Here is a 13511-nt window from a genome sequence, read left to right as displayed (position 1 = left end):
TCGCCGCGCCGCGTCCGCGCGATCAAGCGCTGACGATCGCGCGCACGACCGGCGTCGCGAGATAGCGATCGCGCAGCGCGCCGTCACGAATCTGCGCGAGGTGCGCGTCCACCACCGCGCGCGCGTCCGCGAGCGCGCGCGCCGAGCCCTCGGGATCCCCGGCGTCGGCCAGCGCGCTCGCGACCTCGAAGTAGAGGCGCTGCGCGCGCTCGACGACGCCGCGGGTGCGCACGCCGCCCTGCACCTCGCGCGCGAGATCGCGCGCCTCCTGCGCACGACCGAGCTTCGCGAGGAAGCGCGCCCGCAGCGCCGCCGCGAGCAGCTCGTACCCGGCCGCGGCCGCGGTGCGCGCGTGCGCGACCGCCGCGCGCGCCGCCTGCTCCGCGCTCGGATGATCACCGCGCGCCGCGAAGAGCGACGCGCGCACGATGCGCTCGTGCGCGAGGTCGTAGGGATCGCCGAGCCGCTCCGCGATGCCGCGCGCGTCGTCGAGCGCGCTCTGCGCGGCGTCGAGATCCCCGACCTGCTCGACGAGCAGCTCCGCCATCGTGGTCAGCGTGTCGACGCGCCCCGACTGATCGTCGAGCGACTCGAACACGTCGAGCGCGCGCCGCAGGAACTCCATCGCGCGCGTGACATCGCCGAGGTCCGCGTACATCTGCCCGATGTTCCCGGCCTTGCGCCCGAGGTGCAGGCGATCACCGACCTCGCGATCGAGCAGGATCGACGCGCGGATCACGGCGATCGCGTCCTCGAACGCGCCGCTCGAGTAGAGGCACACGCCGAGCGCGTTGAGCGCGTACGCCTCGTGCCCCTTGTGGCCGAGCCGGCGGAAGATCGCGACCGACTCCGCGCTCGCGTCGAGCGACGACTGCAGGTTGCCGACGCGCCAGAGCAGGATGCCCTTCTGCACCAGCGTCAGGCCGCGTGCGCCGAGCTGATCGGGGTCGAGCCCTGCCCGCGCGAGCGCACGATCGAACGCCTCGAGCGCGCCGTGCACGTCGCCGGTGTCGCGGCGCAGGTGACCGAAGAGCCGCATCGCCTCGACCTCGGCGGACTTGTCGCCCGCCTCGATCGCCGCATCGAGCGCGCGGCGCAGCATCGCCTCGACGCCGACCGGACGCGACGCGTCGAGGTCGTGCCGCGCGAGGCGGCACATCGCGATCGCGAGCAGGCGCGGCTCGCGGGTGCGCTGTGCCCCCGCGCCCTCTGCGATCGCGCGCATCGCCTCGAGCTCGATGCGCTGCTCGGCGCGCAGCCCGAGCACGCGCAGGATCTGCTCGCGCACCTCGTGCAGCTCGAAGCGATCGGGCGCGTCGTCTGGCAGGAGCTGCAGCGCGCGCGCGAAGAAGCGCAGCGCGTCGCGGTTCGAGTAGACGGCGAGCGCGGCGCGTCCCGCCTCTTTCCACGCCGCGGCGGCGGCCGCGTGATCGCCCGCGAGCTCGTGGTGGCGCGCGACGCGAGACGGGGCGACCGGCACGTCGAGGCCCGCGAGCCACGCGCCGACGCGCCGATGCATGCGCGCACGATCGCCGGGCTCGATGCTCTCGTACGCGACGTGGCGCACCACCGCGCTCGAGAACGCGAGCGCGCCGCCCGCCTTGCGCAGCACGAGACCGCGCGCCTCGAGCGACGCGATCGCGTCGTCGATCGGGATCCCCGCGACGCGCGAGACTTCGCCCTCGCGCAGCCCGGGCCCGACCACCGAGAGCCAGCGCAGCGCGATGCGCTCGCGATCGGGCAGCTCGGTGATGCGCGCCGCGATCACGTCCTCGAGGCTCGTCGGCAGCGCGAGGTGCGCGCCCTGGCGGCGCACCACGCGCTTGCCGTCGCCCTCCCCTTCGACGCGGATCACCCCACGATCGAGCAGCGCCTCGACGAGCTCGAGGAGGAAGAACGGATTGCCGCCCGCGCGGTGCACGATCGCCTGGTGCAGATCCGCGGGCACGTGCGCGCCGCCGAGCTGCGCCACGATCAGCGCCTTGCGATCCTCGTCCGCGAGCTCGCCGAGATCGAGCCGCGGGATGCCGCGCAGCAGCGGCTCGACGCGATCGCCGGGGCGCGTGCAGAGGATCACGAGCAGCGCGTTGTCGTAGGTCTGCGCGAGGAGGCGCGCGACGAGCTGCAGCGACGCCGCGTCCGCGAACTGCACCGCGTCGACCCACAGCACGGTGGGCCCCTGCCGCGCGAGCGCGCCGAGCAGATCGCGCACCGCCATCGCGACGAGCTGCGAGGGATCGCCGCTCTCCGCGTCACCGTCCTTCGAGAAGCTCGGCACGAGGAGCGGCGCGAGCGCGTCGATCACGCTCTTGCGCTTGTCGCTCACCTTGATGAGGCGCGACACCGACTCGCGCATCAGCTCGAGCGTGTGATCCGGCGTCGCGTCCTCGGGGATGCCGCACGCCTCGCGCACCAGCTCCGCGACCGCCGCGTAGGGCACCTCGTTCGCGCCGAACGCGCACTCGACGCGGAGCAGTCGCGGGTCCGGCTGGAAGCGACCGAGCGCCGCCGCGACGAGCGCGCTCTTGCCCGCCCCGAGCTCGCCGACGATCGCGAGGCGCGAGCTGCGCTTGCTCGCGCAGACCTCGACCCACGTCTCGACCAGCGCCTGGATCTCGTTCGCGCGACCGAAGAGGCCGACCTGCGTCGCGAGCGTGCGGGCCTCGGCCGCGCGCTCCTCGCGCGTCCGCGCGCCGCGCAGCTTGTACGCGCGGATGTGCCGCATCGTCGCGCCGCCGCCGTGCGTCGTGACCGTCACGTCGCGCACGTCCTGCGCGTCGAACGCGAACGCGCGCCGCGCGAGCCGGTAGACCTCGCCGGTCGCGAGGATCTCCTCGCGCGCGCCCGCATCGGCCAAGCCGCGCGCGACGTCGAACACGTTGCCGATCGGCTCGTGGCGCAGCCGCGGCCCGGTGCGCACCGTCGTCACGAGGCCGCGCGACAGACCGATCGACGCGGTGAACGGCACGAGCGCGTCCGCGCTGATGCCCTCGAGCGCCTCGAGCACGTCGAGCGCGAGCCGCGTCGCGTGCAGCGGATCGTCGACGCTCACGCGACCGAGCCCGAGCGCGAACCGGAACGAGCGGCGCGCCGCACCGTCCGGCCACTCGAGGATCGCGTCGTACTTGAACGCGATGTCGTCGAGCACGCGCGCCGCGAGATCGCTCGCGGCCTCGCCGGTCTTCTCGACCCCGGTGACCGCCTCGCGCTCGCGCGCGTCGCGGAGGCGCCCCGCGACCACGACCACGTTGCGACGCTCGCGGATCTCGCGACCCTGCTGCATCTGCATGTGGGTCGCGTGGGTGCCGGCGGGGGGCGACTCGCTCGCGCGGCGCGGCCCCTCGGGGCTCGTCACCTCGCGCGGTGCGACCTCTAGGAGGAAGCGCTCGAGCTCGCCTCCGTCGTGCAGATCGTCCTGCTCGTGCAGCCAGCGCGAGAGCGCGCCCGCGAGCGAGCGCCCGGTCTGGTATCGCTCCTCGCGATCGAAGCTCATCGCGCGGCGCGCGATCGCGTCGAGCTCCGCGGGCACGTTCGAGTCGACGTTGCGCGGCGCCGAGATGCGTCCGTCGCGCACCTGCTCGAGCACCTCCATGCCCTGCAGGCCGGGGTACATCGCGCGGTTCATCAGGAGCTCGGAGAACAGCACGCCCACCGAGTACACGTCGCTGCGTCGATCGACGCGCTGACCGCGCGCCTGCTCGGGCGACATGTAGCTGAACTTGCCTTTGATGACGCCGGTCTCCTCCGAGACCATGCGCGCGCGGGCGATGCCGAAGTCCGCGACCTTCACCGCGCCGTCGTACGAGACGAGCACGTTCTGCGGCGAGACGTCGCGATGCACGATGTCCATCGCGACGCCCGACTCGTCCTTGCGGTTGTGCGCGTAGTCGAGGCCCTTGCTGACCTCCATCGCGACCAGCGCGCAGAGCGCGTACGGAAGCCGACGTCCCTTGCGCCGCGCGGCGGCGAGCAGGCGCCCGAGGTCGAGCCCGTCGACGTACTCCATCGCGAGCAGGAACTCGTCGCGCACCTGCTCGAAGTTGTAGACCTGCACGATGTTCGGGTGATTGAGGCGCATCGCGACCTTCGCCTCGTCCACGAACATCGAGACGAACTTCGGCGAGCGCGCGAACGTCGGCAGCACGCGCTTGACGACCAGCACCTTCTCGATGCCCTCGGCGCCCGACGACTTCGCGAGGAACACCTCGGCCATCCCGCCCGCGCCGAGGCGCCGGAGGATGCGGTAACGACCGAGGACGGGCGGCGGAGGAGACGTCGAGGGCGGCACGAGTGAGCGTCAGGGTAGCGGATCTCAGGCACGCGACGGTGCGGAGCGGCGCTTCCGTGGTCGTCCCGTCGCGGCGTGCGCGAGCAGGCTCTCGCGGAGCCAGCGATGGAAGGCATCGCCGGTCTCGCGCGGGTGCCACATCACGCTGAGCTCGAGCGGCGGGACCGAGAACGGCAGCGGCTTGGCGACGAGCATCCCGCCGAAGGGCGGGACGGCGCGCGCGAAGCTGGTCGCGACGAGGTCGGACTGCGCGACCAACATCAACGCCGAGACGACCGAGGGCATGCGCGCCGCGATCGTGCGCGTCACGCGCAAGCGATGGAGCGCCTCGTCGACGCTCGAGACCGTCGGGAGCACGCTCGCGACCATCGCGTGCTCGAGCGCGAGGTAGTCGCGGAGCGCGAGCTTCTTCTTCGCCATCGGATGGTCTCTGCGCATCACGCAGACGTGCTCGTCGCGGAGCAGGCTGCGCACGACGAACTGATCGAGCGCGACGCCGGCGAGGAAGGGCGCGATGGCGAGGTCGAGCTCACCGCGCGCGAGCGGATCGATGCTCGACGCGTCGACCGGCGAGACCTGGACCACCACGCCCGGCGCTTCCCGTCGTAGCTCGTCGATCCAGCCGTTCAGGAGCACGACGCTCGCGTAGTCGGAGGCCGCGATGCGCACGACGCGCCGCGCCTCTCGCGGCGAGAACGGGCGAGGCGGCGCGAGCAGTCGCCCGATGCCTTCGAGGACCTGCACGACCGCGGGCCGCAGCTCCTCGGCGCGCGGCGTCGGACGCATCGCGCGGCCGACCGGCACGAGCAGCGGATCGCCGAACAGCTCACGCAGCCGCGCGAGCGTGCGCGACATCGAGGACTGGGTGCGACCGAGCGCGCGCGCGGACGCGGTGACGTTCGCGGTCTCGAGCAGGCTCGAGAGCGCGACCAGCAGCGGCACGTCGAGGCCGCGGAGGGCGTCGGGAGTCATCGCGCTCCGGTCATGCGTCGCATGCGCGTCATGCTCTGGGTGTAATGCCTCGGAGCCGGTACGCCAGCGACATGAACGAGCTGGTGTTGTTGACGGGCGCGACGGGATTCCTCGGCGCACACACGACGCTCGCGCTGCTGCGCGCGGGGTTTGCGGTCCGCGCGACGGTGCGAGACGTGGAGAAGGCGCAGGCGCGGCTCGGCGCGCTGGTGCCGCCGGAGAGCCGCGCGAGATTGTCGTTCGTCGGGCTCGATCTCGGTCGTGACGAGGGCTGGGCCGACGCTGCGAACGGATGTACCTACGTGGTCCACACGGCGAGCCCCGTTCCGAGCGGGCCCGTGAAGAACGCAGCCGAGGTCATCGGCCCCGCGCGCGAAGGGACGCTCCGCGCGGTTCGCGCCGCCCACGCCGCGCGGGTGGAGCGCGTCGTCGTCACCTCGTCGATCGCGGCGGTGATCTGGGGGCACGCGCGCGACGGCTCGAAGAAGTACGACGAGGACGACTGGACGATGCTCGGGCCCACGGTCGGCGCGTACGAGCAGAGCAAGACGCTCGCGGAGCGCGCGGCGTGGGACTACGTCGCGAGCCTTCCCGCGAACGAGCGCTTCGAGCTCGTGACCGTGCTTCCCGGCGCGATCCTCGGTCCGTTGCTCGACGCCGACGTCTCGGTGTCCGGTCAGATCGTCGCGGCGCTGCTCGGGCGCGCGTTCCCTGGCGTGCCCGACCTCGGCTTCGCGCTGGTCGACGTGCGCGACGTCGCCGCGATGCACGTCGCGGCGATGACGGTCGCCGAGGCCGCAGGCCAGCGCTTCATCGTCGCAGGGCCGCACACCTCGATGCGCGACATCGCGGCGGTGCTCGAGCGCGAGTTCGTGGGTCGCGGCTTCCGAGTCCCGACACGCGCGCTGCCGAGCTTCCTGATCAAGACGATGGCGCTCTGGGACCCCACGGCCGCGCTCACCGCGGGCGAGCTCGGCAAGCGTCAGGACGTGTCGAGCGAACGTGCGCGGCGCGTGCTCGGCTTCCGACCGAAGAGCATCGAAGAGATGATCGTGTCGATGGGCGAGACGATGATCACGCACCGCATCGTCGCCTCGAAGTGACCGCGTCATTTCAGATCGTCGGCCACCTCGTCGGATGCGCGGACCCACTGCCACGTCCCGCACCGGCCGCACTCCTCGTAGCGCGCCCACGGCAGGTTCACGCCCATGAGCGGGCGCGCGTAGACCTGCTTGCACGTCGGGCACCGCACGTCGCCGAGGAACGAGCGGGGCTTGCCGTCGCGGCGCACGTGCATCCACCGCGCGACGAGGATCATCACGAAGAGGAAGACCTGCGCCCAGAGCGTCGCGATCATCGTCCAGGTCTCGGACGCGACGCCGAGCGCGCGCGCGTGCGAGAGCACGATCGGGAGGTTGAGCGCGACGTGGAGCGCCATCGCGCCGAGCAGTCCCGCGGTCACGCGCGCCGCGCCGCGGCCGAGCTGCACGACCGCGACCGCAGTCATCAGGCCGTGGAGCCCACACACCATCACTCGCTCGACGATGAACCCAGAGAGCGCGTACCACGGCAGGCCCTGCACCTCCGGCGCGCCCGAGCCGATCACCGCGAGCAACCAGATCTCGCCGAGCCCGAACCCGAGCCCGATCGCGAGCGCGACCGGCACGCGGCGGGCGTCGTCGGCGAAGAAGCGGCGCCGCAGCGGCGGCCACAGCAGCGCGAGCAGGAGCGGCCCGAGCTTCGCGAGCTCTTCGGTGAGCGGCGCCTCGATCGCGAGCAGCGCCGCGAGGAGCGGGCTGCGCGCGAGCACGTCGGGATCGTGCGCGGCGAGCGCGCGCGCGGCATCCGGGTCGAACGCCTCGAGCAAGCGTGACCAGAGCGGGCGCACGATCGGGACGCGGACCGCGAAGAACGTCAGCGCCGCCATCGGGAGCTGCGTGACCGCGAGCGCGACCAGCCACACGCGCTGGCCCTTCGCCGACGACGCGGCGAACACCGGCACCGCGAGCGCGAGCGCGATGACGCACGCCACCGCGGACGCGATCGCGTAGCTCTCGGTCACGACTCGATGATGCACCAGCGCGCCCGCGAAGCGGCGAGGTCGACCGGCGCACCCGCCGCGAGCCGGCGCGGGGACGCGAGCGGTCGCGAGACACGGCAGAGGCGCCGAACGACGACCTCGAACGTCGCGCGACGCCGTCAGGGCGCCGATGGACGCTCGCGGTCGTCGTTCCTGGATTTCGAATCCAGGGATCGACGATCGAAGTCGTCGTTCCACGGTTTCCGACCCCGGGACGGCAACCGAAGTTGTCCGAACTGGATTTCAAATCCAGGGAAGGGCAAGTGAAGTTGTCCCGACTGGATTTCGAATTCGCGCGCGGCAAGTGAAGTCGTCGAGGGCTGGATTTCGAGTCCAGGCGCGGCAAGCGGGTCGCCTGGGGTCGGATTTCGGGTCCGGGATCCACGACCCAGGTCGTCGCGCCGGGTCGAGGGCGCGTTCCGCGGCTGACCCCGAGCGTCAGCGAGCGCACGATCGCGCGCTCGCGCCCGCCGTTTTTCAGCGCATCTGCGCGGTCCGTGGTTTGCTCGACGCGCGGCATGCTTCGGACGACGAGCTCGCTCTTGGTTGTCGCGCTCGCAGTCGGGTGCAGCGGCGAGCGCCTCGAGCGACCGACGTGCAGCGGCTCGGTGTTCCACGTCGCGAAGGCCGACTTCGCCGGCGAATGGACCTACCGCGCGTCGCTCCTGCGGGAGGAGGACGGAGAGCTCGTGGTCACCGACGTCGCGACCGAGCTCGCGCCGGTCACCGTGCGCATCGACGAGGAGCACCTGTTGTTCGTCGCGCTGGACGGCGCCGTGCTGTCCGGGTTGTGGACGGATCACGTCGACGTCGAGCACGTCGTCGCCGAGTCCGGCGAGGTCTGCGCTCGCGTGACCGCCATCGAGCGCCCGTGGCACGAGCGCAGCGCGCTGCGGCCCGACGTCTCCCAGCTGATCCTCCTCGACGATCCGCGCGCGCATCCGCTCGGCGGCGCGCTCGACGTCGAGCGCGCGCACACGGGCGCGCTCGACGGCTTCGAGCTCGATCAGCGCTGGGTGCGCGCGGAGCCCGAGCGCGACGCCGAAGGTCGCGCGGTGCGGTTCGCGTTCCTCGGCCACTTCCGCGTGCGCACCTGCGAGACCGGCGCGCCCGAGTGCACGAGCACCGTGCGCATCGGGCTCGAGCTCACGCGCTGAGCAGAACGTGTGTGCGCTCGATCGGGGCGTAGGTCGATCCTCGTGGACGACACGACTTTCCGGGAGCTCGCGCGAGAGCGCCTGGGCCCGCTCGGCGCCGACGAGGCGGATCGTGCGATCGACGTCACGCTGCGCGTGCTCGCAGAGGCGTGCTCGCGGTGTCTCGCCGACCACATCGCGGAGGCGCTCCCGCCGGGCGCCGCGACGATCATGCGCGCGGTGATCGGCCACGAGCTCGGGGGCGACGCGAGCGCGATCGTCGCGCGCACCGCGCGCCGCGAGGGTGTCCGCGCAGCGCTCGGGATCGAGCACCTCAGCGCGGTCGCGTCGGTGATCGGCGAGCACCTCGACGACGAGACGATGCGCCTCGCGGAGGCCGAGCTCGATCCGAGCGTGGTGCGCCTCCTCCAGCCGCGACGCTTCGCGCCCCCGCCCGTCGCGCACCACGACGAGCATCCGAGAACGACGCTCTCGGAAGGTCATCCCGGCAGCGACGATCCGCTCGCGCGCGCGCACCATCCACCGGCCCACGTCGACTCGGTCACGGGCGTCGCGCACGACGACGAGCGCCTGTCGACGGCGCACGGCACGCGCCAGGAGCAGCAGCACGACACCCTCGCCGAAGGCCGCTCGAAACGCACCTAGGAGAGCAGGAACGAATTGATGAGGAGAGCAGGAGGAGAAGGAAGACCACGGCACGGGCCCCCGTGGTGCGACTCGACTGCACGCGCACCAACCAACTCTCGTTGGCGCCTTCGTCGCGCGTTGAGTCGACAGGCACGCACGCGACGTGGTCTTCCGAACTCTCCTGCTCTCCTGAAGAAGTCCGCGCGGTGAGTCGACAGGCACGCACCACGACGTGGTCTTCCTTCTCCTCCTGCTCTCCTCAAGAGTCTCCTCAGCGCACAGACGGCTCCCAGCCGTGTCGCTCGAGGTCGACGCGCCCTTCGTCGTCGAAGCGCACACCTTCCGACTCGAGCATCTCGCGCTGCAGCCCCGGATGCTCGCGCTCCGTCGAGATGCGTCCCTTCGCCCCGACCACGCGCTGCCACGGGATCGCGTCGCTCGCAGCGCGGATCGCCCAGCCCACACCCACCGGCGTGAGCCGTCCGTCGATCATCCGCGAGAGCTGCCCGTACGTCGCGACGCGCCCGCGCGGGATGCGCTTCACCAGCGCCTGCACCCGCTCGAAGGGCGGAGTCTCCTCGGGATCACGCGCGCGCGGCTTCGCCATGCAACACTCTACCGCACGGAGGATCAGCTCGAATGCGCGCCCGATTCCCACGCTCCGCTCGATGGCTCGTCTGTCTGCTCATGCCGGTCGCGATCTCGTGCGGGCCGTCCACGCCGGCGCTCACTCGCGCCGAGACCGCGGAGCAGCTCGTGGCAGCGCTCGGCGCGTGCGTCCCAGTGTCCCTCGGCGGAGGGCAGACGTTGTCCGGCTCGTTCGTGGGGCTCGTCGCACAGGAGCTCCTGATCGGCGGGCCCTTCTACTCGTTCGGGCCTTCGTTCGGAATGAACCACGATCAGATCGTCTGCGTCGTGCGCGCAGGCGGCGACTGCGAGCGCGTCCGCGAGTGCCTCGGATTCACGATCGAGGTCGTGGAGACGTGCGAGCTCGCACCACGCTGCGACGAGGACGCGGTGACCTTCTGCACCGGCGGTGGCGCGTTCGGTGAGCCGCGGATGCGCGTGCGGCAGGCGTGCGCGGTGCACGACCTGGTGTGCGTGGCGTCGACCGACGGGAGCCCTCGCTGCGCGCTCGGCACCTGCCCGCCGTCGGACGCGATCGTCACGACGTGCAACGGTCGTTCGCTCACGACGTGCTCGGGAGGCGTGCTGACCACCGGCACGTGCCGTGCCGGCTCGGAGTGCTCCGAGACCGCGGGCACGTGCGTCGGCGCGGGCGCAGCGTGCACCCGCGAGACGTGCGAGGGAGACGTGTTCGTGCCGTGCGAGCCGATCAGCGGTCGGACGGCGGGCCCGATCGACTGCGCTGCGCTCGGGATGCGATGTCGCGGGTTCGGCACGCTCGGCGCGGGCTGCGTCGCGCCCGACGACGCCGAGTGCGGCTCGGGCGGGGGCTCGTGCCGCGACGGGGTGATCGAGTACTGCGGCCACGACGGCGTGCGTCGTGCGTACGACTGCGTCGCGCACGGCTTCGAGGGATGCGTCTCGGATCGCTGCGTGCCGCGCTGATCGTCCGGCGCTCAGCGGTCCGGAAAGTGGACTCCGTCGTAGTCGCGGCGCGCGAACGGCAGATCGAGCCGCGGCTCGCGCGCGAAGTGCGTCGGGTAGAGCGACGCGCGCAGCGCGCGAGCGCGCGATCCGAACCGCGTCGGGAAGTAGTTGAGGTGCATCAACGCCGCGCCCGCGCGCTCGATCGTCGTCGGCGCGGACTCGAGCTCGGCGCGCGTGGGCGCGTGCTCGCACGCGGCGACGATCGCGTCGAGCACACGCTCGTCCCACGCCGTCGGCTCGAGCGCGTGATCGTGGTGATCGCTCGAAGGCACCGGCGCATTGCCGGTGCGCCACAGCGCGGGCGTCGAGCCCTCGCACGAGAACGGATCGACGTACTCGCCGTTCAGCCAGACGTTGAAGTGCACGTGCGGCGGAGTCCACGGGAACCCCACGAGCGCGTCGATCCCGCTGTAGCCCGAGATCGCGATCGGCTCGCCGCGCGCGACGCGCTGCCCGGGGCGCACGAGGAAGCGCGCGAGGTGGTTGTAGCTCGTCGCGAGCCCGCGGCCGTGATCGAGGAAGACCTTTCGCCCACCACGATGGAACTCGCTCGAGATGCGCAGCACGGTCGCGGGCGCGGCGGCGACGACGGTCGTGCCCGGTGGGACGGCGAAGTCGGTGCCGTTGTGGCTGTCGTAGCTGTTCGTGCCGCCGCGGAAGTCGCGCACGTCGGTGACGCGCACCGACCACCCGAGCTCGGGCGGCGGCTGCCGGTGATTGAACAAGTTCGTGATCGGGACGAGACGTCCGTGAGGCGCGCGGCCGAGCCAGAGCGGGACCGAATAGCGCGGCTGGAGCTGGCGCAGCGAGCTCAGATCGAAGCGCGACTTCGGTGTCTGCCCGTCACCCAGCAGCGCGATGCGCGCCTCGCGTGCGGTGCGATCGAGCGGCAAGAGCCCGAGCGCCTCGATCAGTCCGATCTTCTCCAGCACGTGCGACCTCCTGCGAGCGCGCATGGTCGCACGGTCGTGAGATCGTGCGCTGCGCCTCGGCATCGTCGGCTCCGTTCCTCGTGCAGCGGCACCGTGGCGGCCCCGCGCCGTGGGCGCAGAAGCGCCGGCTCAGGCCCTGACCGCGATCGCCGAGCACGACTCCGCGTGGAGCAGGACGCGCTCGGGCGTGACTACGCTGGCGCGCAGAACGCCGCGATGGCCGCGTCGACGTTCGAGCGGTCGACGCTGCGCCTCCCCGAGCGCCCGGTGCGCGTCGGCGAGACGCGGTGCAGCTGTAGGGCGCGATCTCCCGTCGGAGCGTGCCTGGCGCGCGCGCCTCGCCGAACCCACGGCCTCATCGAGGTCGATCATGCAGCTCTCCCGCGTTCCCGAGGACGTCGCGCGCGCCGGTCTGCGCGCGCTCTACACGGTGTGCATCGCCGACGGTGAGCTCAGCGCGCTCGAGCGCGCGTTCCTGCGCGGCGTGCAGGACCACGTGCTGCACAGCCACGTCGATCTCGACGCGCTCGAGCCGATCGCGACCGATGCGCTCGCAGCCGCGATCGCCCCCGGAGCGCACCGCGAGCGCGTGCTCGCAGGCGCGGTGATCGCCGCGTGCGTCGACGGCCGCGCGACCGACGACGAGGTCGACGTGCTCGCTCGTCTCGCCACCGCGCTCGAGCTCGACCCGGCGCCCGTTCGCACCGCGCGGCGGCTCGCGAAGCGCCACCTCCTTCTCGCGCGCGTCGACATCGCGCGCCGCGCGCTCGCCGGTCACAAGGTTCGACAGACGGTGCGCGAAGAGGGCGTGATCGCGATGGTTGCGCAGCTCATGCCGATGATGGGCATCGCCGATCACGCGCTCGCCGCGCGCTATCGCTCGCTCGCAGCGAGCCCCGCGGGCACGCTGGGCCGCGCGTACTTCGACTTCGTCGAGTCGAACGGCTTCTCGTTCCCCGGGGAGCCCGGCGCAGGCCCCGAGATCATCGTGGTGCACGACTGTCTGCACGTGCTCGGCGGCTACGGCACCAGCCCCGCCGACGAGATCGAGGTCGCGTCGTTCCAAGCGGGGTGCCACGGCGGCGATCCGCTCTACGGACTGCTCTTCGGCCTCGCGCAGTACCACCTCGGCGTGCAAGTCGCGCCGGTCGCGCCCGCGGAGTCGATGCACGCCGATCCCGAGCGGATGATGCGCGCGTTCGCGCGTGGCTGCCGCGTGGAGCGCGACATGTGGAGCGACTTCCGGCCGTGGGATCACTTCGCGAAGCCGCTCGACGCGCTGCGCGCGGAGCTGAACGTGCTACCCACCGCGTAGCGCGCGAGCGCGAGCGGGCGCTCGCGGAGCGGCGCGCGGCGTGCGAAGCAGGCGCGATGAACGACGATCTCACGATCCATCCGGTCGGCATCGTGCGCTCCGGGCTGCGCGCGCTCGCCGACGCGCCGCGCCAAGGGGACGAGGGCGCGCCCGACGCGTGGATCGAGCTCGATCCACGATTCGTCCCCGCGAGCGAGGGCCTCGCGATCGGTCACGAGATCCTCGTGCTCACGTGGTTGCACCGCGCCGACCGCGCCCTGCTCCGCGTGCATCCGCGCGACGACACGAGCCGCCCGCTCCACGGCGTCTTCGCGACGCGCTCGGCGGATCGCCCGAACCCGATCGGGCTCCATCGCGTGCGCATCGTCGAGATCACGAACGGCCGGCTGCGCGTCGCACCGCTCGAAGCGATCGACGGCACGCCGGTGATCGACGTGAAGCCGATCCTCGGTCCGGGCGAGCGCTGATCGAATGACGCTCGCGGCGGTCGTGCCGCACGTGCGGGGCGCCCGACCTTCTCCGGCAC

At 72.3% G+C, this 13511-nt stretch carries 11 protein-coding genes; 6 read left to right on the top strand and 5 right to left on the bottom strand.

Features of this window, described 5'->3' with window-relative positions; genetic code table 11:
* Nucleotides 1-22 precede the first annotated feature (22 nt).
* Nucleotides 23-4288 carry a serine/threonine-protein kinase gene (locus DB32_RS01510; RefSeq protein WP_075097423.1) on the bottom strand — a complete coding sequence of 1422 codons (4266 nt, stop codon included), beginning with the start codon at nucleotides 4286-4288 and terminating at the stop codon, nucleotides 23-25.
* A 24-nt stretch (nucleotides 4289-4312) separates the two neighbouring features.
* Complete coding sequence (locus DB32_RS01505; protein WP_053230629.1) at nucleotides 4313-5260, bottom strand: LysR family transcriptional regulator; 948 nt, start codon at nucleotides 5258-5260, stop codon at nucleotides 4313-4315.
* Nucleotides 5261-5331: 71 nt separating this feature from the next.
* On the opposite strand from DB32_RS01505, the gene DB32_RS01500 reads away from it, so the two are divergent.
* Nucleotides 5332-6363 carry an NAD-dependent epimerase/dehydratase family protein gene (locus tag DB32_RS01500; protein WP_053230628.1) on the top strand — a complete coding sequence of 344 codons (1032 nt, stop codon included), beginning with the start codon at nucleotides 5332-5334 and terminating at the stop codon, nucleotides 6361-6363.
* A 5-nt stretch (nucleotides 6364-6368) separates the two neighbouring features.
* Here DB32_RS01500 and DB32_RS01495 read toward each other — a convergent pair whose 3' ends face one another.
* Nucleotides 6369-7322, bottom strand: coding sequence for a PrsW family intramembrane metalloprotease (locus tag DB32_RS01495; protein ID WP_053230627.1), 954 nt, complete (start codon nucleotides 7320-7322; stop codon nucleotides 6369-6371).
* 536 nt (nucleotides 7323-7858) lie between these two features.
* Here DB32_RS01495 and DB32_RS01490 point away from each other — a divergent pair.
* Both DB32_RS01490 and DB32_RS01485 read left to right on the top strand, forming a co-directional pair.
* A complete protein-coding gene (locus DB32_RS01490; protein ID WP_157068588.1) occupies nucleotides 7859-8497 on the top strand; it encodes a hypothetical protein in 639 nt (212 codons plus the stop codon).
* Nucleotides 8498-8539: 42 nt separating this feature from the next.
* A complete protein-coding gene (locus tag DB32_RS01485; protein ID WP_053230625.1) occupies nucleotides 8540-9142 on the top strand; it encodes a DUF2267 domain-containing protein in 603 nt (200 codons plus the stop codon).
* A gap of 253 nt (nucleotides 9143-9395) precedes the next feature.
* Here the strand turns inward: DB32_RS01485 and DB32_RS01480 are convergent, their stop codons facing one another.
* Entirely contained in the window at nucleotides 9396-9731 is a 336-nt protein-coding gene (locus DB32_RS01480; RefSeq protein ID WP_053230624.1) for an MGMT family protein, read from the bottom strand.
* Between the two features lie 32 nt (nucleotides 9732-9763).
* Here DB32_RS01480 and DB32_RS01475 point away from each other — a divergent pair, with 32 nt between their 5' ends.
* On the top strand, nucleotides 9764-10696 hold the full coding sequence (locus tag DB32_RS01475) for a hypothetical protein (protein WP_157068587.1): 933 nt from the start codon (nucleotides 9764-9766) through the stop codon (nucleotides 10694-10696).
* 11 nt (nucleotides 10697-10707) lie between these two features.
* Here DB32_RS01475 and DB32_RS01470 read toward each other — a convergent pair whose 3' ends face one another.
* Nucleotides 10708-11670 (bottom strand): M23 family metallopeptidase, encoded by a 963-nt coding sequence (locus DB32_RS01470; RefSeq protein ID WP_053230622.1) that lies wholly within the window; start codon nucleotides 11668-11670, stop codon nucleotides 10708-10710.
* Nucleotides 11671-12040: 370 nt separating this feature from the next.
* On the opposite strand from DB32_RS01470, the gene DB32_RS46235 reads away from it, so the two are divergent.
* Nucleotides 12041-12985, top strand: a complete 945-nt coding sequence (locus tag DB32_RS46235; RefSeq protein WP_053230621.1) for a hypothetical protein — start codon at nucleotides 12041-12043, stop codon at nucleotides 12983-12985.
* Nucleotides 12986-13041: 56 nt separating this feature from the next.
* A complete protein-coding gene (tsaA, locus tag DB32_RS01460; protein ID WP_053230620.1) occupies nucleotides 13042-13452 on the top strand; it encodes a tRNA (N6-threonylcarbamoyladenosine(37)-N6)-methyltransferase TrmO in 411 nt (136 codons plus the stop codon).
* Nucleotides 13453-13511 lie beyond the last annotated feature (59 nt).

The organism is Sandaracinus amylolyticus, from assembly GCF_000737325.1.
Lineage (GTDB): Bacteria > Myxococcota_A > Polyangia > Polyangiales > Sandaracinaceae > Sandaracinus > Sandaracinus amylolyticus.
The sequence above is the reverse complement of the archived record's forward strand: the minus strand, read 5'-3'. Positions and strand labels throughout refer to the sequence as shown.

Coding starts and splice junctions, on each gene's coding strand:
- DB32_RS01480 (WP_053230624.1), bottom strand. CDS start 9,731: ATGGCGAAGCCGCGCGCGCGTGATCCCGAGGAGACTCCGCCCTTCGAG.
- DB32_RS46235 (WP_053230621.1), top strand. CDS start 12,041: ATGCAGCTCTCCCGCGTTCCCGAGGACGTCGCGCGCGCCGGTCTGCGC.
- DB32_RS01500 (WP_053230628.1), top strand. CDS start 5,332: ATGAACGAGCTGGTGTTGTTGACGGGCGCGACGGGATTCCTCGGCGCA.
- DB32_RS01475 (WP_157068587.1), top strand. CDS start 9,764: ATGCGCGCCCGATTCCCACGCTCCGCTCGATGGCTCGTCTGTCTGCTC.
- tsaA (WP_053230620.1), top strand. CDS start 13,042: ATGAACGACGATCTCACGATCCATCCGGTCGGCATCGTGCGCTCCGGG.
- DB32_RS01505 (WP_053230629.1), bottom strand. CDS start 5,260: ATGACTCCCGACGCCCTCCGCGGCCTCGACGTGCCGCTGCTGGTCGCG.
- DB32_RS01490 (WP_157068588.1), top strand. CDS start 7,859: ATGCTTCGGACGACGAGCTCGCTCTTGGTTGTCGCGCTCGCAGTCGGG.